20 protein-coding genes are annotated in these 19,279 nt (G+C 41.0%); 3 read left to right on the top strand and 17 right to left on the bottom strand.

Going from position 1 to position 19,279, the window contains the following annotated elements; genetic code table 11:
* Positions 1-8: 8 nt before the first annotated feature.
* The 14 genes from ABJG98_RS14810 to ABJG98_RS14745 form a co-directional block, all read right to left on the bottom strand.
* Complete coding sequence (locus ABJG98_RS14810; RefSeq protein ID WP_348280317.1) at positions 9-1,079, bottom strand: phosphotransferase family protein; 1,071 nt, start codon at positions 1,077-1,079, stop codon at positions 9-11.
* A gap of 3 nt (positions 1,080-1,082) precedes the next feature.
* Positions 1,083-2,309, bottom strand: coding sequence for an acyl-CoA dehydrogenase family protein (locus ABJG98_RS14805; RefSeq protein ID WP_348280316.1), 1,227 nt, complete (start codon positions 2,307-2,309; stop codon positions 1,083-1,085).
* 6 nt (positions 2,310-2,315) lie between these two features.
* Positions 2,316-3,077, bottom strand: coding sequence for an SDR family oxidoreductase (locus ABJG98_RS14800; protein ID WP_348280315.1), 762 nt, complete (start codon positions 3,075-3,077; stop codon positions 2,316-2,318).
* 81 nt (positions 3,078-3,158) lie between these two features.
* Positions 3,159-3,803: an MOSC domain-containing protein gene (locus ABJG98_RS14795; protein ID WP_348280314.1), complete on the bottom strand. Its 645-nt coding sequence runs from the start codon at positions 3,801-3,803 to the stop codon at positions 3,159-3,161.
* A 4-nt stretch (positions 3,804-3,807) separates the two neighbouring features.
* Positions 3,808-4,566 carry a sulfite exporter TauE/SafE family protein gene (locus ABJG98_RS14790; RefSeq protein WP_348280313.1) on the bottom strand — a complete coding sequence of 253 codons (759 nt, stop codon included), beginning with the start codon at positions 4,564-4,566 and terminating at the stop codon, positions 3,808-3,810.
* Positions 4,567-4,570: 4 nt separating this feature from the next.
* A complete protein-coding gene (gene glp, locus ABJG98_RS14785; protein WP_348280312.1) occupies positions 4,571-5,734 on the bottom strand; it encodes a gephyrin-like molybdotransferase Glp in 1,164 nt (387 codons plus the stop codon).
* Positions 5,734-6,717: a GTP 3',8-cyclase MoaA gene (gene moaA, locus ABJG98_RS14780; protein ID WP_348280311.1), complete on the bottom strand. Its 984-nt coding sequence runs from the start codon at positions 6,715-6,717 to the stop codon at positions 5,734-5,736. The genes glp and moaA overlap by 1 nt, the downstream gene beginning before the upstream one ends.
* Positions 6,717-7,610, bottom strand: a complete 894-nt coding sequence (moaCB, locus tag ABJG98_RS14775; RefSeq protein ID WP_348280310.1) for a bifunctional molybdenum cofactor biosynthesis protein MoaC/MoaB — start codon at positions 7,608-7,610, stop codon at positions 6,717-6,719. The genes moaA and moaCB overlap by 1 nt, the downstream gene beginning before the upstream one ends.
* Complete coding sequence (locus tag ABJG98_RS14770; RefSeq protein ID WP_348280309.1) at positions 7,611-8,054, bottom strand: molybdenum cofactor biosynthesis protein MoaE; 444 nt, start codon at positions 8,052-8,054, stop codon at positions 7,611-7,613.
* Positions 8,051-9,067 carry a HesA/MoeB/ThiF family protein gene (locus ABJG98_RS14765; protein WP_348280308.1) on the bottom strand — a complete coding sequence of 339 codons (1,017 nt, stop codon included), beginning with the start codon at positions 9,065-9,067 and terminating at the stop codon, positions 8,051-8,053. Before ABJG98_RS14765 ends, ABJG98_RS14770 begins: the two co-directional genes overlap by 4 nt.
* A gap of 2 nt (positions 9,068-9,069) precedes the next feature.
* A complete protein-coding gene (locus ABJG98_RS14760) occupies positions 9,070-9,306 on the bottom strand; it encodes a MoaD/ThiS family protein (RefSeq protein ID WP_348280307.1) in 237 nt (78 codons plus the stop codon).
* Position 9,307: 1 nt separating this feature from the next.
* Entirely contained in the window at positions 9,308-9,910 is a 603-nt protein-coding gene (locus ABJG98_RS14755; RefSeq protein ID WP_348280306.1) for a nucleotidyltransferase family protein, read from the bottom strand.
* A complete protein-coding gene (locus ABJG98_RS14750; protein ID WP_348280305.1) occupies positions 9,903-11,060 on the bottom strand; it encodes an XdhC/CoxI family protein in 1,158 nt (385 codons plus the stop codon). Before ABJG98_RS14750 ends, ABJG98_RS14755 begins: the two co-directional genes overlap by 8 nt.
* Positions 11,057-12,205, bottom strand: coding sequence for a cysteine desulfurase family protein (locus ABJG98_RS14745; protein WP_348280304.1), 1,149 nt, complete (start codon positions 12,203-12,205; stop codon positions 11,057-11,059). The genes ABJG98_RS14750 and ABJG98_RS14745 overlap by 4 nt, the downstream gene beginning before the upstream one ends.
* Before the next feature lie 144 nt (positions 12,206-12,349).
* On the opposite strand from ABJG98_RS14745, the gene ABJG98_RS14740 reads away from it, so the two are divergent.
* The 3 genes from ABJG98_RS14740 to ABJG98_RS14730 all read left to right on the top strand — a co-directional run bounded on the left by ABJG98_RS14740 (position 12,350) and on the right by ABJG98_RS14730 (position 15,518).
* Positions 12,350-12,808 (top strand): (2Fe-2S)-binding protein, encoded by a 459-nt coding sequence (locus ABJG98_RS14740; protein WP_348280303.1) that lies wholly within the window; start codon positions 12,350-12,352, stop codon positions 12,806-12,808.
* 11 nt (positions 12,809-12,819) lie between these two features.
* A complete protein-coding gene (locus ABJG98_RS14735; protein WP_348280302.1) occupies positions 12,820-15,015 on the top strand; it encodes a molybdopterin cofactor-binding domain-containing protein in 2,196 nt (731 codons plus the stop codon).
* A 98-nt stretch (positions 15,016-15,113) separates the two neighbouring features.
* The gene (locus ABJG98_RS14730; protein WP_348280301.1) at positions 15,114-15,518 is read left to right on the top strand and encodes a hypothetical protein; all 405 of its coding nucleotides are present in this window, start codon (positions 15,114-15,116) and stop codon (positions 15,516-15,518) included.
* Positions 15,519-15,548: 30 nt separating this feature from the next.
* Here the strand turns inward: ABJG98_RS14730 and ABJG98_RS14725 are convergent, their stop codons facing one another.
* The 3 genes from ABJG98_RS14725 to panB all read right to left on the bottom strand — a co-directional run bounded on the left by ABJG98_RS14725 (position 15,549) and on the right by panB (position 19,185).
* Positions 15,549-15,938, bottom strand: coding sequence for a hypothetical protein (locus ABJG98_RS14725; protein WP_348280300.1), 390 nt, complete (start codon positions 15,936-15,938; stop codon positions 15,549-15,551).
* Positions 15,939-16,087: 149 nt separating this feature from the next.
* A complete protein-coding gene (locus ABJG98_RS14720) occupies positions 16,088-18,304 on the bottom strand; it encodes an NADP-dependent isocitrate dehydrogenase (protein WP_348280299.1) in 2,217 nt (738 codons plus the stop codon).
* 65 nt (positions 18,305-18,369) lie between these two features.
* Complete coding sequence (panB, locus tag ABJG98_RS14715) at positions 18,370-19,185, bottom strand: 3-methyl-2-oxobutanoate hydroxymethyltransferase (RefSeq protein ID WP_348280298.1); 816 nt, start codon at positions 19,183-19,185, stop codon at positions 18,370-18,372.
* Positions 19,186-19,279: the final 94 nt, after the last annotated feature.

Genomic DNA, 19,279 nt, shown 5'->3' with positions numbered 1-19,279 from the left:
GTCATGTCTTAGTTTTTCTGCTTGATAACATTTTCACAGGTTTTAATGAGATAGATCGAAATCATCCAAAAATTTTTAAAGGTCTTATTCTTGGTAAATCCTTTCGAATATCTATAATAGATCTGTTGTGCGATTCCGGCCAAGCGAAAGAGTCCATACACACGATAAAATCGAAAATCATCAATTGCAGTGGCTGTTTTGTTCGCGTAATAGTTGATGATTTCCTGTCTCGTCATCATACCTTCCACATTGCTTGCTTGGCGTCTCATTGACTTGATAAAAGAGTTGTCATCTTCATGCACCCAATAAGCCAAACTACAGCCTAAATCCATCAATGGATCGCCTAAAGCTGCTAATTCCCAATCTAAAACTCCAATAATTTTAGAGGAATCATTGAGATCGAGAACCACATTATCTAAACGGAAATCATTGTGAATGATGCACAAGTGTTCTTTTCTGGGCATATTTCCTTCTAGCCAGTTCATTACCTTTTTCCCGGCTGGCACATTCCAGGTTTTTGCGTCGGAATATCTTTTATTCCAGCCACTTACCTGCCGTTCCACATATCCATCACCTTTACCTAAGTCGTCTAATCCATGTTTTTGATAATCAACCTGATGCAGCTCTATCAGCTTGTCCCAAAACGATTGGCAGAGGGCCCTTACATTCTCTTTCTTCCAATCAATTTCTTTTGGTAGGTTCTTGCGAGGAATCATTCCTTCCAGTCGCTCCATGAGATAAAATGTAGAACCTAATACTGCCTCATCTTCACAAACCGCTATCATCTCAGGCACGTAATCATAATGTGGTTTCAGTTTTTTTTGCAAGTGATATTCTCGTGGCATGTTGTGAGCTCCAGCAGCTTTCTTGCCTAATGGTGCTCGTCTTAAAATAATATCCTGATTATCAAACCTTAGCCTGTACGTCCAATTGGAAGCTCCGCCTGCAAATTGCGTGACAATCGGATCTCCTCTAAAGTCTAGTTCTTTAGACTCAATCCATGGGAGAAGGTTTTCAAGGTCGAGCTCTTCCCCATGACGTTGCTGCTTCTCCAGATCTTTAACGACCATTTTGCTCATTGATCAGGTTAGGTATTTTTTAAATTCCAATCGTGAAATCATTCGCATGTGAACCTCATCCGGACCATCAGCTAATCTCAGCGCACGTGCTTGTATAAAAAAACTGGTAAGCGGGAAATCGTCTGAAAGCCCGGCGCCTCCATGAATTTGCATAGCCATATCTGTGACTTCTTGCAGTACATTCGGTGCGACCACTTTGATTGCTGATATCTCAGTCATGCTATCGCGGACGCCAACCTGATCGATTTTCCAGGCTGCATAATGTGTTAATAACCTCGCTTGGTCTATATTGATTCTCGCTTTTGCAAATCGTTCTGAATTTCCACCTAGTTGGGCTAATAGCTTTCCAAATGCCTGTCTGGTACCACTTCGAATAATCGCTAATTCAAGTGCTCTTTCTGCTGCTCCAATACAACGCATGCAATGATGAATTCTCCCTGGTCCCAGCCGGCCCTGCGCAATAGCAAATCCAGCACCAAAATCCTGAATTAGATTTTCTTTTGGCACACGTACATTTTCAAAATGCACTTCTCCATGGCCCGCAGGTGGATCATACGCTCCGAATGTATTCAGCATCCTTTGGATTTTTACGCCAGGTGTATTCAAAGGGACAAGTACCATACTATGCTGTTCATGCCTGCCTTTAGACTCGTCCTTTGTTTGCCCCATCACAATGGCAATTTTCGCCTCCGGATGTCCCAATCCGGTCGACCACCATTTCTTTCCATTTATTTCAATTTCGTCTCCATCAGGAACGATGGTGGTTTCGATATTGGTGGCATCAGAAGAAGCAACATCAGGTTCTGTCATACAAAAAACAGACTTTATATCTCCACTCAGAAGTGGCTTTAGCCATTGCTCTTTTTGTTGTTCACTTCCAAAGTGATAAAGGACTTCCATGTTGCCAGTGTCTGGAGCGTTGCAGTTGAATATTTCTGCGGCGTTGTACAAGCGTCCCATTTCCTCCGCTAGTGGAGCGTATTCCAATACGCTCAATCCCTGACCTGACTCATTATCTGGTAGGAACAAATTCCATAAACCTTCTTGCTTTGCCAGAGATTTTAGTTCTTCCAATTTTGGATGCTCCTTCCAATTTTCCCAATTGCCATCCGCATTATTCTTTTTGTGATATTCGATGTAGTCTCGCTCAAATGGGAAGACGTGTCCTTTCATAAATTCTTTGAGCTTTTGGAGATACTCGAGTGAGCGCTTGGATGGTGTGAAGTCCATGGTGAGTTAAAATTTTCTAAGCATTTTTAGTGTCATAAAAGGCATGAGTAATTTGAAGAAATACCATGGCCAGAACGGAACATATGCATTGCTTTTTTCTTTGTTAATTGCTTTTACCAACAGTTTAGATCCCCTGTCTAAGGAAACCATAAAAGGTGGTGGCTTACCTATCGAGTCAGTCATTTCGGACTGGATATATCCAGGGAAGATTGAGGATATTTTGATTGGTTTGTTAAGCACGTCAATTCGAACACCTTCTGCCAAACTCTTAAGACCTGCTTTAGTTGCAGCATACACAGTCATTGCTCGAGGATAACCTCTAAATGCCGACATGGATGAAATGGCCACCAAATGGCCATGATTTTGTGCTCGAAAGATTTCCATCGCAGCTTCCATTTGACTGATTGCTCCACAAAAATTGGTCATGGCCGTCTGCATGTTCTGATCTGCATAGCCTTTTCCGAAAGAAGCTCCTTTTCCCATCCCTGCGTTTACAATTATTCTATCTAGTTGCTCTCCAACGTCATGAAAGTCTTGATTGAATCCTTTGAATACGTCAAAAACTTCCTCAGATTTTGTCACATCTAAGGATCTGAGAAAGACCTTAATGTTAGGATTTGTATCACGAAGCTCTTTTTTGAGTGCTTCAAGGTTTTCCATTCTTCGCGCACACAATGCCAAATTGCATCCTTGATTTGCAAACTCAATGGCCATGCCTCTACCCAGACCAGAGCTGGCTCCGGTAATTAGTATGTTTTTACGTTTCAATCGATTCTCTTAAGTATACCTTAAGACGTAAGATAATTGAACCGTATGAAGCTTTTGGTTTTTTTGAAACTGAATACGTTTTTAGCGGGCTTGATGCAACCGAACGGTAAAATATTCCACCCAATCTTCTGGCAAGCTTGGCGAATCCACTGCTTTTTTCAACAGAACTGTATCGAATTTTCTGGTCGTATAGAGTTGAATGGTCTCCTGCACGGTCAGGTGATGTCCATCTTGACTTATTTTTTTTATTTCATCGCCAGCTTGAATAACTCCTTCTTGAAGTACTTTAAAATAGAACCCGTTTCTTTCAGCTTTCATGAAGTCACGTACAAATCCAGGATCTTTCATTCGAATACCCAGTTTGTAGCATGGCATACGTGGACTAGTGACGCTTAGCACAATTGAGCCAACTTCAAAGACATCCCCGATGCAGGTGTTGGTTTCATCAAGCCCTGAAGCCGATAGATTCTCACCAAAAAGGCCAGGTTCAAAGTGTAAATCGCTTCGCTCCTTTTTCCAAAAATCATAATGCTCTGCTGGATATAAATAAACTGCTTTATCAATTCCGCCATGAACTGTCAGATCCGCCTGCTTATCGCCTTCAATATTAAAAGATGAAACTTTAACCGGTCCAATGACTTTGTTTTTGAAAATACCGGTAGAAATGTCTCGGCCATGGTAGTCTGCCTTTACAGGTTTTCCTACAAAAATGGATTCTAAATGCATTTGACTATATTTTGATGCCGTATCCATGGAGCATCAACAGCCTCAATCCAACATACAAGACCAATATTGCTGTCAATAGTCCAATCAAACGGGTATTAAAGGTGCGATTGGATAAATATGATCCGATCACCCCACCTATTAACACTCCAATGGTTAATCGAATGGTCAGCTGTCCGTCAAATGTGAAGGTATTTGCTGATAATAGGCCCAGCAGGCCAGATAGGGAATTGAAAAGGATGAATACGGATGCTAGTGAAGCGATCTTTCGCGCATCTTTCCAGTTGGCCATGTTTAATATCGGTGAAAGGTAGATACCTCCACCTATACCGGACAAACCGGCAAAAAAACCAATTGCACCTCCCAACCCCATTCGCTTCCATGTACCGAACTCGCGCGGTTGAAAATTTAACTTGATGAACTTAATAAGCATGGAAGCGGATGACAATACCAGCAAGCCTCCAAGGATGAGAAAGAATGTTTGCTCCGATAAGCGCATTTGTGTGCCCAGATAGGCTAGAGGAACACTGGGCAATAAAAATGGCCAGAATAACTTCCAATCAAACACTCGGTGGCGTACATACATCAATGTTCCGATCGTCACCACGGTAATATTTAACAACAGTGCAATCGATCTGATTTCATAAAAATCTGTCAGGAAAATACTCATGATCGCTAAATAGCTGGAACCGCCACCAAAACCTACTGACGAGTAAAACAAGGCTATAAAGAAAAAAAGGATTGGAAGGAGTATTTCGATCTCCATACGTCTAGATTAACAAACAATCGACTAAATCGCCTTCTGTGAGCTTTATTGGCCCTTTTACAAAAACCAGAGCATTTCCCTGTGCCATCGAGTGTATCATTGAAGATCCTTGCCCATCGAGTATGGTGACATTCTTATTCTCAATTTTAGCTTTCAAGAAAACCGGTCGGTCAAATTCTATTTCATAGCTATGACTAATTGGGATATTTACATGCATTAGCCCATCGCCCTTCCCTCCGGATAGCCTTTGTAGGAGTGGAAGTGCATACACATAAAAACATGTCAATGAAGAAGCTGGATTGCCAGGTAGTGCAAACACAAACTGATTTTCTTTTCTACCGAAATAAAGTGGTTTGCCTGGTTTTTGAAAAATCTTGTAAAAGACTTCCTGAACTCCATTTTCTTCCAACGCTTGCTTTACATAATCATAGTCACCAACAGAAATTCCGCCAGAGATTAACAGCACATCGCATTGATTAAGACTATCAGAAATTCCAGCGGTGATGGCTTCAAGATCATCTTCAATTATTTTTCTACCTCCACAGTAAAAACCTTGATTCTGAAGTGCTGAAGCCAGTGTTTGACTGTTCGATTCATAAATCTGCCCTATTTTTTTTGTTTCACCTGGCTCAACCAGCTCATTTCCTGTGGCAATGATATGAATAGAAGGCTGTTGATATACCGAAACGGTACCAAAGCCGAGTGAGCTCAAAACCCCGATCGTAGCAGGGGTAATGCGATGACCTGTTTCAAAGACTACTTGTCCAGCGGCAATCTCTACTCCCTTTTTACGAATATTTTTACCTTTAACCGGCTCATCCTCAAGCTTTAATGTCTTCCCTTCAACTTCTATCTTCTCCTGCATGATTACGGCGGTCGTGTTTTCCGGCACCTTGCCTCCAGTGAAGATACGAATGGCTTGACCTTCCTTTAAGCGTGTGTCTACAGTATTTCCTGCTGCTACTTCCCCAATTATTTCGAAGGATTTCTGCTCCCCACAAACGGCATATCCGTCCATCGCTGAATTATCAAAAGACGGCAAATCAAAAGGAGATATTATCTGATCGGAGAGGTAACAATCCAATGACTGTGCCAGTGGTAATTCATCAGGAATTAAATCTACCTGCTGGTGATTAATCAATTTTAATGCTTCTTCAATTGATACCATTAGCCTCCAATTGAAATCATTGACCGGTTTTTCTCATAATGGTTTGCATCCATTTTCAATTCCATGCCGTCACGCGAATATTTTTTTTGCTTGATTGTATTCAGGATTAATTGATCAATGGTTTCCCCATTTCTATGTGGACTAAGTAAATCAATCTCAGAATTGGCGAAAAGACAGTTCATCATTTTACCATCCGCAGTTAAGCGAATGCGATTGCAGTCGGCACAAAATGGATTGGTTATGGTGCTTATGATTCCAAAACTCCCTTGATGTCCCTGGACCTGAAAGTTATTCGAAGTACTGTGTTTTGGATTTTTTAGCGTTTTCACCTCCCCATACTTTGCACGAACAATATTCAAAATCTCTGCTTCACTCACACCTTTGCTCCAATCCCATTTATTTCCTTTGAACGGCATGAACTCAATGAACTTCACATCTATATTCTGATCTTTTGTTAGGGCAATAAAATCATTGATTTCTTTGTCATTCACGTCTTTAATCAAGACAACATTCAGCTTGATTTGGAAGCCCTTGGCTATTCCTTCCCGAATGTTTTTCATGATGCGATCGTAATAGTCTCGCTTGGTGATGAAAGCATTCTTTGCCTTATCTAGTGTGTCCAGACTTATATTGATTTTATTCAACCCAATTTCTTCAAAAAGATCATAGTGTTGGTCCAATAAAATACCATTTGTAGTAAGCTTGAGCGCGACGCCTAAATTGGTTAGTTCTCTGGCTAAAAAGTCAAAGCCCTTACGCACCAATGGTTCACCTCCGGTCAATCGGATCGTATCTACACCTAAATCAACGAAGGTTTTAGAAATTCTAATAATTTCTTCAAGCGTCATGATGCTTGGCTTCTCCATCAGCTCAATACCTTCTTCGGGCATGCAATAAAAGCATCGAAGATTGCATCGATCAGTAAGTGATATCCTCAGGTATGAATGAGGTCGGCCAAAGGTGTCTATGATTTTTGATTCCATCAGTGCCCTCCTCCTTTTAAGACGTGAAACACATGGAAAAGATGAGGGAATATCGCATGAAGGCTGTCAGACACACCACCGGTTGAACCAGGGATTGCCAATATTACATTCCCATTTTTTATTCCCGCTACCGATCGGGATAGCATTGCATATGGCATACGTTCCTGACCATACCGGCGCATTTCTTCCTCCACTCCGTGCAATGTGGCATCAAGCAATGGTCTCACCGTATCTGGTGTCAGATCACGAGGACCCACACCTGTTCCCCCTGTGAAAATGAGTAAATCTGTAGAGAGACTAGTTATCTGTTTTTGGATTATTTCTGCATCATCAGGAATAACCTGATATGCTGTTTTAAGTCCAAATTCCTCCATTTTAGACAATAGGATTTTACCTCCTCTATCTTCTTTCTCGCCTTTGTTGACTGAGTCTGAACAGACCACTATTTTACAGGTAAGTCCTTTGGCTGGCTTCTTATAAGACGACTTGCCGCCTGTTTTCTTAAGCAATTTGATATTGCTTATTTCTACCTGCTTATCTACCGGTTTAAGCATGTCATACATATTCAAAGCAACAATACTTGCTCCATGCATGGCTTCTACTTCTACTCCCGTTTTATATATCGTTTTAACAGTCATTGAAATGGTAATCTCTAGTCCTTCAATCCGATATTCCACAGCGGTATACTCAATTGGAAGTGGATGACAGTCCGGAAGTAAATCTGGTGTTTTCTTTACACCCAATAAACCAGCAGCTCTTGACATCTCAAACACATCTCCTTTTGGAATATTTCCCGCATTGATCAGGTCAATCGTCTCCTGACCTCCTACCTTAACGATGGCCTGTGCAGTGGCTTCTCTGAGTGTATTCGATTTATGTGTTATATCAACCATTCACTGATTCACTTTCCATTGATGTGTTTCATCTTCAAACAGCTCCTTTCCAAACACTGGAACTCTAGCTTTAATTTCTTCAACCAGGAAGTTGCAAGCTTCGATGGCGACTTTACGGTGTGCCGAGGATGTGAAAACAAACAAACACAACTCTCCTGTCTTGACTGTACCCAGGCTATGATAAATATGACAACAGGTCATGTCAAATTGCTCAAAGGCAGATTCTCTGATTTCATGAAATACCGTTTCCGCCATCTCTTCATATGCTGAGTATTCAATGCCCTGAACTACCTTCCCATCAACCTTATCGGCTCGAATCTGACCAAGGAAAATACTGTGTGCACCAATGTTTGTTTTGGATTGGTGATTGGCAATTGATTTGGCAATCTTATCGGGAGGTATCGCTCCCCTCATGAATACTTTTTTTGGTTTCTTCTCGCTCATTTTAACAATTCTTCTATTCCTCCTGCTTCTACCAAGTTATCAAATCCATACTCTTTCTCCAGTAAGGTGATGGCTTTTTTACTTCGTATACCTGACTGACAATATACATGCACCTTTTCATTTCTCGGGATCTCATTGTAACGGTCTTTAAGCTGGCCCAATGGAATCTCCAATACACGTTCGTTTGTTGGCTTTGGCTGTTCAAAAGGTTCACGTACATCTAAGTACAACTGATCTTGATCTTTAATTGTACAAATTGCTGTTTCAAGTTTTAATGGGAGATCTTTAACTTGTTTTATCAGTGACTTATTCAATGGAAATGCTATCAATTGCTCTTGCATTGTCAGTGTATCAATGATCTTCAACTTACCTGAAAGTGGCTGACCCATGCTCAGAATTATTTTTAGTGTTTCTGCTGCTTGCATGGTACCTATTATTCCTGGTAATACTCCGAGCACTCCTGTTTCCTCGCAGTTATTATTGTCTTTGTAATGGTGCGTTGGATATAAACATCGGTATGTAGGCCCATTTTTATAATTAAATACAGATAGTTGCCCCTGATATTTGTAAATGGATGCTCCAACGAAAGGTTTATCCATTTTAACACAGGCATCATTGATCAAATACTTTGTCTGGAAATTATCTGTCCCATCAAGCACAATATCATAATCGCGGATCAGATCAAAAATGCTATTTTCATCCAGCCGATAGTTGTACGCTTGAATCGCGATGGTCGAATTGTGTTGAATCAATACTTCTTTGGCAGCCTCTACCTTAGACTTTCCTACATCTTTTTCAGTAAATAAAACCTGTCGGTGAAGGTTTGTCTCTTCAACTATGTCGTGATCGATTAATCCGATTGTACCGACACCAGCTACGGCTAAATACAATGCTGCCGGGCAGCCCAATCCTCCAGCTCCAACAATAAGGACGCTTGCTTTTTGTAGTTTTTCTTGTCCTTCAATGCCTACCTCAGATAGCTTGATTTGGCGATCATATCGTGAAGAATTCATCATTATCCGCCAGCAAATGGGGGTAAAAAAGCTACTTCATCACCATCTTTTAAAGCATCCTTAGAAGATAGCGATTGATTGACTGCCAATTGAAATGAGAGGTCACCGATTGCTTCATATTTTGCAAGACATATTGATTTGAGCTGTTCGATGCTATCAACATCTCCCAAATCAACTTTTTCCTCTGTTATTCCTGTGGCTTCCGCAATTGCTCCAAAATATTTGATTGTTATCGGCATACTAGTTTTTCCATTTGTTTAACCGTTCTAAATCTTCTGGTGTATCAATGTCAAAATTACCATGATCAAACATTACTATTGACTGCATTTTTTCATGATCTTTTATGATTTTCTGCGCCCCCTGATCTCCATTTAGCATTAGCAGTTCATTGAAATATTTGCTCCCAAATAGCACGGGAACACCTTTCACATTGTCATATTCACAAACCACAATGCTAGATTCTGACCTATATAATTGGATCATCTCCTGTAATAGTTCCTTACTAACAAACGGTTGATCTGAAACCGAAATCAAAATTGCATTCAAATCAGGAACCGATATCAGAGATTTTTTAATACCCAACCTTAAGCTACTGGCCATTCCTTGCTCCCAATTTTCATTTGTGAAAGACTGAAAAGAATTGATTGTTACTTTGCTCAACACTTGATCAGCATTCGCGCCAACAATTAATATGCTGGACTCAAATTCGAGCTCATTCGCAGTGTCAATCGTGTGCTGAAGAAGATTCTTACCCCTGAATTGAATCAACTGTTTAGGTTGTCCTAATCTACTTGATGCTCCTGCTGCGAGCAATACAATTCCGATTTTTAAAGATTCACTCAATGATTATTCGTTTGAATTCATTATTCTTCTTCAGGTGAATCGGCCCCTCTTTTTCTTTCAACTTCCCGCCTTTTGTTCCCGCCAATACCGATTGAATTTCCGATAAGATAGATAACCCAATCTCTGCGGGGGTTTCAGCACCAATTTCTAACCCTACGGGAGCGTGAATCTTGGCAAGTTGATCTTCATTTAATTCAATGCCTTCATTTGCTAAATCATCCAACATCCGCTGATACTTCTTTTTCGGACCTAAAATTCCAATGTATGGGATTTCAGATTTATTCAAAAGTGCTTTAAGCACCGAAAGATCATATGCATAATTATGGGTCATGAGCACAAAAGCCGTTCGGTTTGTTACTTCTATCTGATGCAACACTTCTTCAGGTTTGGCCACAACAACCTGACATGAACTTGCAAATCGATCGCTACTTGCATGTGTAGGACGACCATCTGTTACGACAATATCCCAACCTAGCACTTCTGCCATTTGAGCCAGCATTTGAGCATCATTTCCAGCTCCAACCAAGACGAGCATTGTTGGTCGCGAAAACACTTCTAAAAAAACATAGTGTCGTTCCTGATCGACGGCATATTCTCGGAATAGGGAGGCATTATCCTCAAAAGCAGATTTGCAATCTGCAGTAAGTTGATTATTTAACTTTGGCTCTAGTTCTTTACCATGGATCTGAAGGTCTTCATCAATCAAAAAGGTAGTTCCAATTTGATCTTTGGATTTTTCTAAATGAAAGAAAGTACCAATAATCATCAACTTCTTTTCTCTATTTGCCTGCTTCAGCAGCTCAATCGGGTTTTCCTCATATTTAAAATCAATGGGCTCGAAGAGTACCTGAATCACTCCATTACATCCCAGTTGAGCTCCGATAACTGCATCCTCTTCATCGCTTGTATCGTAAGTGACAAGCTTATTTTTACTTTTGTGTAAAGCGTGCAAGGCTTTCCTCAAAGCATCGCCTTCAAGGCATCCTCCGCTGATCGCACCTGTCATTAGACCATTTTCGTCTATCAACATTCTTGCTCCTGCTCTTCGATAGGAAGATCCTTCCACATGAACAACAGTGGCAAGTACGCATGGCACATCAGCTGACTTGGCTGTCTCATAAGAATCGATGATTACATCAATTTCTCTCATTGCAATTGCATCCTTAATTGCTCTACTGCACCACGTATGATTTGAACAGCTTTCCTTGCTTCTACTTCTGAGGTAAACCTGCCAAGTGAAATGCGTATGGAAGAGTAAGCCAGTTGATGGCTTAACCCCATAGCTTTCAAAACATGCGAAGGCTCAATCACTGATGAGTTGCACGCAGAACCCTGAGAAACAGCAATGCCTTTGAGTGCACGAATCAGCTTACTGCCTTCCACATCTTCAAACGATACATTGGAAACATGGGGCAGTCTTTCTGATTTGGCTCCATTAATATTTACACTTCCTAATTGAAGCAATTCCTTTTCAAGCCAATCTCTTAGGCTTTGAAGTCTTTCTCTATCTTTCTCCATCAGTTCACAAGCTAATTCACAAGCTTGTCCAAATCCCACAATTCCAGGGACATTCAATGTGCCAGACCGCATTCCTTTTTCATGTCCCCCACCAAAAATTTGAGGCTGAATGCTTGATGGCCTTCGAATGTAAAGGGCACCGACTCCTTTGGGGCCATACATCTTGTGTGAAGAGAAAGCTACCATATCCGTGTTCAGTTCATTTAGATTACATGGAATTTTACCCACAGCTTGAGTGGCATCAGAAAAAAATAGAATTCCTTTTTCCTCACATACTTCACCAATTTTTTGTATCGGTTGCATGATGCCAGTCTCATTATTGGCATACATGAAACTCGCTAATAATGTCTTATTCGTTATACATGCCCGAAATTCATCTATATCAATAATGCCATCAGTATTCACTCTTAGGTAGGTGATTTTGGCACCTCTTTTCTCCAATTGATCACACGTGTCGAGTACAGCTTTATGTTCAGTTTCGCAGGTAATGATATGATTTTTGTCGCCCTTATTCGCCTCAAAAGTCCCTTGCAGTGCCAAGTTAATCGCTTCTGTAGCACCTGAAGTAAAAATGACTTCTTTGGATTTAGCACCAATGACATTTGCCACTTGATCTCTTGCACGATCAACTGCTTCCTCTGCATCCCAACCAAACGTATGATAAACACTGGAGGCATTGCCAAATTTTTCTTTGAAAAATGGGAACATAACTTCCAGCACTCTCTCATCCACAGGAGTCGTGGAATTATAATCCAGATATATAGGTTGATGGCTCATTTCTGTTAATAGACCATGAATTTATTAATAATACAATGTTACTATCACTACCACTCGCGTAAAATCCTATCTTTTGATCAGAAATGACTAACGATTGTCTTTTGATTTTAGTAATTTGAAATATACTAACTCAATCAAAATATTATGGCGGCATTTACAATCAAGGTGAACGGAAAAAAGCATCAACTCGATGTGGATTCAGATACACCTATTCTCTGGGTTCTCAGAGATCACTTAAAATTAGTTGGAACCAAGTATGGATGCGGTATCGCTCAATGTGGAGCTTGTACTATCCACCTTGATGGCAACTCTATCCGATCTTGTTCAATCCCAATTTCAGCAGTTGGGGATAAAGAAGTAACTACGATTGAAGGATTGTCTGAGAATGGCGATCATCCTGTCCAGCAAGCCTGGCTCGAGCATGACGTTCCGCAATGTGGCTATTGTCAGGCAGGACAGATCATGAATGCAGCAGCATTTCTTGATAAGAATCCTAATCCTTCGAGTGGAGAGATTGCAACCGCAATGAATGGAAACATTTGCCGCTGCGGAACTTATACACGAATCAATAAGGCCATCCAAACGGCTGCCAAAAACTCATAACCTATCTAATTATGACACTCATAAAAACAGAAATTAATCGAAGATCTTTTTTGAAAGTATCTGCTGCTGGTAGTGCCGGAATCATGATAGGTTTTAACTGGCTGGCTTCATGTACATCTCCTGGTGAAGCCATAAGTATTCCTGAAGAATGGTTTAACATCAATGCCTTCATCACTATCGCTGACAATGGAGAAGTAACGATCCTATCACCTAATCCTGAAATTGGACAAAACGTGAAAACATCCATGCCACTTATAGTCGCGGAGGAGCTGGATGTAGACTGGGGCATGGTGAAGGTGGAACAGGCAGGACTAGACACTGATAACTTTAGGAGACAGCTGGCAGGAGGAAGTCAATCCATTCGTCAGGGTTGGCAAAGTCTTCGCATGGCTGGAGCCGCTGCGAGAAGACTGCTTATGGAAGCGGCCGCCAAAAAATGGCAAGTATCAATTGCTGATCTTTCTACTGATAAAGGTCAAATCACCAATAATAAAACTGGAGATACCATTGGATATGGGGAGATAGCTACTGAAGCTGTATCGATACCTATTCCGGAGGAGATTGAACTAAAAGATCCAAAGGATTTTAAGCTCATTGGCAAAGGTGTTAAAAATGTGGATGCTCCTAAGATTGTCACCGGACAGCCCCTTTTCGGTATAGACTATATGGAAGATGGAGCAACCATCGCGATGATAGAACATCCCCCTGCATTTGGCATGAAATTAAAGTCATTGGATGCTGAAGAAGCCAAAGCAATGCCGGGTATCAAGGATGTTTTCACTATTGATACAACTGTTGGTGAGCCTCAATGGTCGGATGTAAACGCATTTAATGAATTGGTAGTCATCACTGGCGAAAGTACCTGGCAAGTGATGAAGGCTAAGAAAAAATTGAAAATTCTATGGGAACAGGATACTCCAGCGGAAAGCAGTGCAGATCATGCCAAAAAATTAGTAGATGCCATGTCGCAAAAAGGAGAAGTGGCAAGAGAGGATGGAAACCCTGCCAAAGCTTCACAGTCAGCAGCCAAAGTAGTAGACCGAACGTTTAGTGCACCATTTCTCGCACACAACACCTTGGAACCAATGAATTTCTTTGCCAATGTAACCGCTGAGAAAGCAACACTGGTTGGCCCGATTCAAACTCCGGAATATCTAAGAAAGTCTGTTTCTTCATTGCTCGGAATGGCGGAAGAAAATATCACTATTGATATGACACGAATGGGTGGAGGCTTTGGAAGAAGACTATATGGTCATTTCGGAGTTGAAGCAGTGGCAATTTCTAAAAAGATAGGAGGACCAGTAAAACTGATGTACAAAAGAGAAGATGACCTTACTCAAGGCACCTATCGTCCGGCGTATCGTGTAAACTACAAGGCGGCTTTAGATGATAGTGGTCAGTTGATTGCATTTCAGGCAAAAGGTGCTGGCATCCCGGGAAGTCCCTTGTTCCAGGATAGATTCCCTGCCGGTACGGTCGACAACTTCAAAGTCGAAAATATCAACATAGATACCAACATATCTACCGGCGCGTGGCGAGCACCAAGATCAAATTTTGTTGCTGGTGCCGAACAAGCATTTTTGGATGAAGTAGCAGAAGCTGCCGGTAAAGATCCGATTGATTTTAGGCTGGAACTTTTTGATCGAGCACTCAGCAATCCTGTTGGCGATCGTAATGATTACGACGCAGCTAGATATGCTGGTGTTTTGAAACTTGTGAGAGAGAAATCCGGATGGGATAATAAACCGGCAGGTGTGTTTAGAGGCGTATCTGCCTACTACTGTCACAATTCATATGTGGCACAAGTTGTAGATGTGGTGAAAGACGGGAATGACCTGAAGCTGCAAAAAGTATGGTGTGCGGTGGATTGCGGAATAGTTGTGAACAAGGAGGGTGCAATCAATCAAATTGAAGGAGGCATCGTAGATGGCATTGGTCATACGATGTACAGCCAGGTTAACTTTAACCAAGGCGCTCCGGTTCAAAACAATTTTGATCAATACAGACTGATCAGACATACGGAAGCACCTCCTGAAATTGAAGTGTTTTTCGTTGAGAATGGGATTGACCCAACTGGTTTAGGAGAGCCTTCACTTCCTCCAATCGCTGCTGCTGTGGCTAATGCCATGTATCAGGCTACTGGTAAGCGCTGGTATCACCAGCCGTTTATGTTAGCAGAGCAGGAAGAAATGATTGAGGTAGGATGATATAATTGACCCAAAAAGGAAGTTAGCGCAAGCTGGCTTCCTTGCTTTCAAAAGAATAGGATTGGCTTTTCGGTTTTTAAAATAATTCTGATTAAGAAATGAAACAGTTTATATGGCCCCTTATGCTATTATTATCCATCGTAAGTTATGGACAAGAGAGCACCAAAAAATCATCATTCCTTTCGCGGAATAAACCCGTAGTGTTATTTCCAGAGATTTCATCAAATGATGCCATACCAAGAACGTTTCAACTGAAACTGCCTACTGAGGCTGCACTCAATCAACCGTATCAATCAGATTTTAAAAGCTTTATGGCAAATGATACTCGCTTGATGAACTATCCGGTGGGTGAATTGGGCCAGTTGAATAATGTTGTTTTTGGCAACTATATGAACACCTCCCTGAATCTAGGGAACAGCACTTTCAATACCGTTTACATCTTTGATCAGACCGGAAGATTTGTAAATAGCAGAACTAGCTTTTCTTTCGGCAGGAGGAACTGAAGAATTGATCACAATGTTATGATGCGCCAGTCATGATATTAACCATTCAATAGCATTTTCTCTAGTCTCGAATAGTTTCACATTTTTGATTCGTGTGATTGCCATTGTTGCATTTACAACCACACGTTTCAGCGTACTGTCAATTCCTAAGATTGCAACTCTTACTGAGACACTATCCTCGTAGAATTCCTTCCCATACCCTTTCAATAATTTATTAAACTCGGGGCATTTTGGTGTGCTGCTAAAATCAGATAGAATGTTTAGTTTATTTCCAGAGGTTTTACCGAGATTAACTGCTTTTATCAATAAGGAAATCATTTCTTGCTCACTTGATTTGCTATAGTCACACCACATTATTTTATGGTTATTGTGATCAAAGAAGTGTAAACGTTGTTCGTGCGTTAGGGTGGTTGTGGTCATTCACCTAAATTATCAAATGATAATTTATTTATTGATTTAAATCGATCAATCTCACCTAAAATAGGTTATAAATAATGATTTATTATCAATAGCTAATTACTACACATCAAGATCCATATTCAGAAATACCAAAGACCAATTTGCTGATTTCAAATTGAATCAATAATCTGATTCAAGGTCACACTTGCTCGCATAGCTGCAGTGGCCATTTTTTCATCTGGCTGATAATACCCTCCAATATTCACAGGTGCTCCTTGAGCTGCAATCAATTCCTCAGTGATCTTAGCTTCATTAGCTGCTAATTTGTGAGCCATAGTTTCAAACGTAGATTTTAATTCAACATCTTCATCCTGATCGGCTAGCATCTCTGCCCAATACATTGCAAGGTAGAAATGGCTGCCTCGGTTATCGATCTCGTTTACTTTTCTTGAAGGCGATTTATTCTCTTCCAAGAGCTTTGAAGTTGCATTATCAAGTGCCTCGCCAAGGACTTTTGCCCGCTTATTATTGTACTTTTCACCTAAGTGATCCAGTGAAACCGCCAAGGCTAGAAACTCGCCCAGAGAATCCCATCTCAAATGCCCTTCTTCTACAAATTGCTGAACATGCTTTGGTGCGGATCCCCCAGCGCCTGTTTCAAACAACCCTCCTCCGTTCATCAATGGAACGATTGAAAGCATCTTAGCACTGGTTCCAACTTCCAATATTGGAAATAAATCAGTTAGATAGTCTCTAAGCACATTGCCCGTTACAGAGATTGTGTCTTGACCTTTTCGAATTCTGTCTACTGAAAATTGGGTGGCCTCTATTGGAGACATGATGTGAATTTCCAATCCTGAAGTTTCATAATCTTGCAGGTATTTTTCAACTTTCTTGATCAACTCCGAATCGTGAGCTCGATTCTTATCTAACCAGAAAACAGCCGGCACGCCAGAGGCTTTGGCACGGTTCACTGCAAGTTTTACCCAATCCTGTACCGGTGCATCTTTCACCTGACACATTCGAAAGATATCGCCAGACTCCACGATTTGCTCTAAAAGAACATTTCCATCCGCATCCACCACCTGAACTTTTCCTGGTGTATCCAACTGGTAGGTTTTATCATGTGATCCATATTCCTCTGCTTTTTGAGCCATTAGACCTACGTTTGGCACACTCCCCATTGTAGTAGGATCATACGCACCATTTTTCTTACAATCTTCGATCACTGTTTGATACACACCTGAGTATGATCTGTCCGGTATCACTGCCTTAGTGTCTTGTGTCTTATTGTCTTTGTCCCACATCTGACCTGAGGTTCGAATCATTGCTGGCATGGAAGCATCAATGATTACATCACTCGGTACATGAAGGTTAGTGATGCCTTTATCGGAGTTGACCATGGCTAACGCTGGTCGTGTCTCGTAGACTTTTTCGATATCGGCTTCAACCTCTTTTCGCTTAGCTTCATCCAGTGACTGAATCTTATTGTAAACATCACCGATACCACTCGTGGCATCTACACCAAGCTCAACAAAAAGTGCTGCATGCTTCTCAAAAACATCGCTGTAGTAAACCTCAACAGCTGCACCAAAAATGATTGGATCAGATACTTTCATCATGGTTGCCTTCATATGTAATGAAAACAAAACATTCTTTTCTTTTGCATCTTCAATTTCAGCAGCTATGAAAGATTTTAACTTTCCCATATTCATCACTGAAGTATCAATAACTTCATCAGTCTGTATTGGGAAGCTATCTTTCAATAGTTTGGAACTACCATCTGCAGCTACAAAATTGATCTTCACTTGCGTCTTTTCCGAAACTGTGGCTGATTTCTCACTTCCATAAAAATCACCCTCACTCATGCTTGAGACATGTGATTTAGAACTTGAACTCCACTTTCCCATACTATGTGGAAACTTTTTAGCAAAGTTTTTCACCGCCTTGGGTGCTCTGCGATCTGAGTTTCCCTCGCGTAGTACAGGGTTTACAGCACTACCTTTTATTTTGTCATAGCGAGCCTTAATGTCTTTTTCTTTATCACTTGATGGCTCAACTGGATAATCTGGCAATGCGTAACCCAATAATTGAAGCTCCTTTATCGCTTCCATTAACTGAGGAATTGAAGCACTGATATTTGGCAGCTTAATGATGTTTGCTTCTGGAGTTTTGGCAATTTCTCCTAGTTCAGTAAGCGAATCACCAATGCGTTGATCTTCTGAAAGAAAATCTGGGAAAACTGCAATGATTCTTCCAGCAAGTGAAATATCTCTTGTTTCGACATTCACTCCAGCTTTTCCCGCAAATGCTTTTATGATTGGAAGTAGTGATTTGGTAGCTAAAGCTGGTGCTTCATCTGTGTGTGTGTAAATAATCTTCGCCATTTGAATCAGTGTAAGTTTTGCTTATTTAGTTTAATTCACGTTAATAGTTTCTACAACCTACGTTGTTAGTAACTCTCTTTTTTGTTGGGGAATTTTTGGGATTTAATGTCGGAAACGTAGTTTTCGAAAGCATCTTTCATGATGGTATTAAGATCAGCATACTGTCGAAGAAAACGTGGTTTAAAATCTTGGGTAATGCCTAACATATCATGAACTACCAGCACCTGACCGTCAGCATCTGGGCCAGCTCCAATTCCGATCGTAGGGATGGAAATAGATTCGGATACTTTCTTTGCCAATTCGGAAGGGATTTTTTCCAGTACAATGGCAAAACATCCAAGTTCTTCAAGGATTTTGGCATCCTCAATAAGTTTCTTAGCCTCCACTTCTTCTTTTGCTCGAACTGTATATGTTCCAAATTTATATATCGACTGTGGGGTCAGCCCTAAATGTCCCATCACCGGAATTCCGGCCGATAACACACGTGATACGCTTTCTTTGATTTCCACTCCACCTTCCATTTTCACAGCATGGCCGCCGGATTCCTTCATGATCCTGATGCACGAACGAAGTGCTTCAGACGAGCTTCCCTGATAGCTTCCGAAAGGAACATCCACAACGACAAGTGCACGGTTAACCGCTTTTACAACAGAGGTGGCATGCCAAATCATGTGATCCAGTGTAATTGGTAGGGTTGTTTCATTACCTGCCATGACGTTGGAGGCGCTATCACCAACCAGAATGACATCTACACCAGCTTGATCAATGATCTTAGCCATGGAATAATCATAGGCTGTAAGCATGGATATTTTCTCCCCCTTCGCCTTCATTTCCTGAAGCTGATGGGTAGTTACTATTTTAATGTTTCCGTGTATACTCATGGCATAAAATGGATGCGCAATTTACATAATTGGAACTTGACCATAAAATGATCGTGGAAGCCCTTTGGCATTTGATTTGATTGTAAATTGCTTT

This window comes from Ekhidna sp., from assembly GCF_039960695.1.
Taxonomy (GTDB): Bacteria; Bacteroidota; Bacteroidia; order Cytophagales; family Cyclobacteriaceae; genus Ekhidna.
This window is presented reverse-complemented; position numbering and strand designations above follow the sequence as displayed.

Coding starts and splice junctions, on each gene's coding strand:
- ABJG98_RS14810 (WP_348280317.1), bottom strand. CDS start 1,079: ATGAGCAAAATGGTCGTTAAAGATCTGGAGAAGCAGCAACGTCATGGG.
- ABJG98_RS14805 (WP_348280316.1), bottom strand. CDS start 2,309: ATGGACTTCACACCATCCAAGCGCTCACTCGAGTATCTCCAAAAGCTC.
- ABJG98_RS14795 (WP_348280314.1), bottom strand. CDS start 3,803: ATGCATTTAGAATCCATTTTTGTAGGAAAACCTGTAAAGGCAGACTAC.
- ABJG98_RS14790 (WP_348280313.1), bottom strand. CDS start 4,566: ATGGAGATCGAAATACTCCTTCCAATCCTTTTTTTCTTTATAGCCTTG.
- glp (WP_348280312.1), bottom strand. CDS start 5,734: ATGGTATCAATTGAAGAAGCATTAAAATTGATTAATCACCAGCAGGTA.
- moaA (WP_348280311.1), bottom strand. CDS start 6,717: ATGGAATCAAAAATCATAGACACCTTTGGCCGACCTCATTCATACCTG.
- moaCB (WP_348280310.1), bottom strand. CDS start 7,610: ATGGTTGATATAACACATAAATCGAATACACTCAGAGAAGCCACTGCA.
- ABJG98_RS14770 (WP_348280309.1), bottom strand. CDS start 8,054: ATGAGCGAGAAGAAACCAAAAAAAGTATTCATGAGGGGAGCGATACCT.
- ABJG98_RS14765 (WP_348280308.1), bottom strand. CDS start 9,067: ATGAATTCTTCACGATATGATCGCCAAATCAAGCTATCTGAGGTAGGC.
- ABJG98_RS14760 (WP_348280307.1), bottom strand. CDS start 9,306: ATGCCGATAACAATCAAATATTTTGGAGCAATTGCGGAAGCCACAGGA.
- ABJG98_RS14750 (WP_348280305.1), bottom strand. CDS start 11,060: ATGAGAGAAATTGATGTAATCATCGATTCTTATGAGACAGCCAAGTCA.
- ABJG98_RS14745 (WP_348280304.1), bottom strand. CDS start 12,205: ATGAGCCATCAACCTATATATCTGGATTATAATTCCACGACTCCTGTG.
- ABJG98_RS14740 (WP_348280303.1), top strand. CDS start 12,350: ATGGCGGCATTTACAATCAAGGTGAACGGAAAAAAGCATCAACTCGAT.
- ABJG98_RS14735 (WP_348280302.1), top strand. CDS start 12,820: ATGACACTCATAAAAACAGAAATTAATCGAAGATCTTTTTTGAAAGTA.
- ABJG98_RS14730 (WP_348280301.1), top strand. CDS start 15,114: ATGAAACAGTTTATATGGCCCCTTATGCTATTATTATCCATCGTAAGT.
- ABJG98_RS14725 (WP_348280300.1), bottom strand. CDS start 15,938: ATGACCACAACCACCCTAACGCACGAACAACGTTTACACTTCTTTGAT.
- ABJG98_RS14720 (WP_348280299.1), bottom strand. CDS start 18,304: ATGGCGAAGATTATTTACACACACACAGATGAAGCACCAGCTTTAGCT.
- panB (WP_348280298.1), bottom strand. CDS start 19,185: ATGAGTATACACGGAAACATTAAAATAGTAACTACCCATCAGCTTCAG.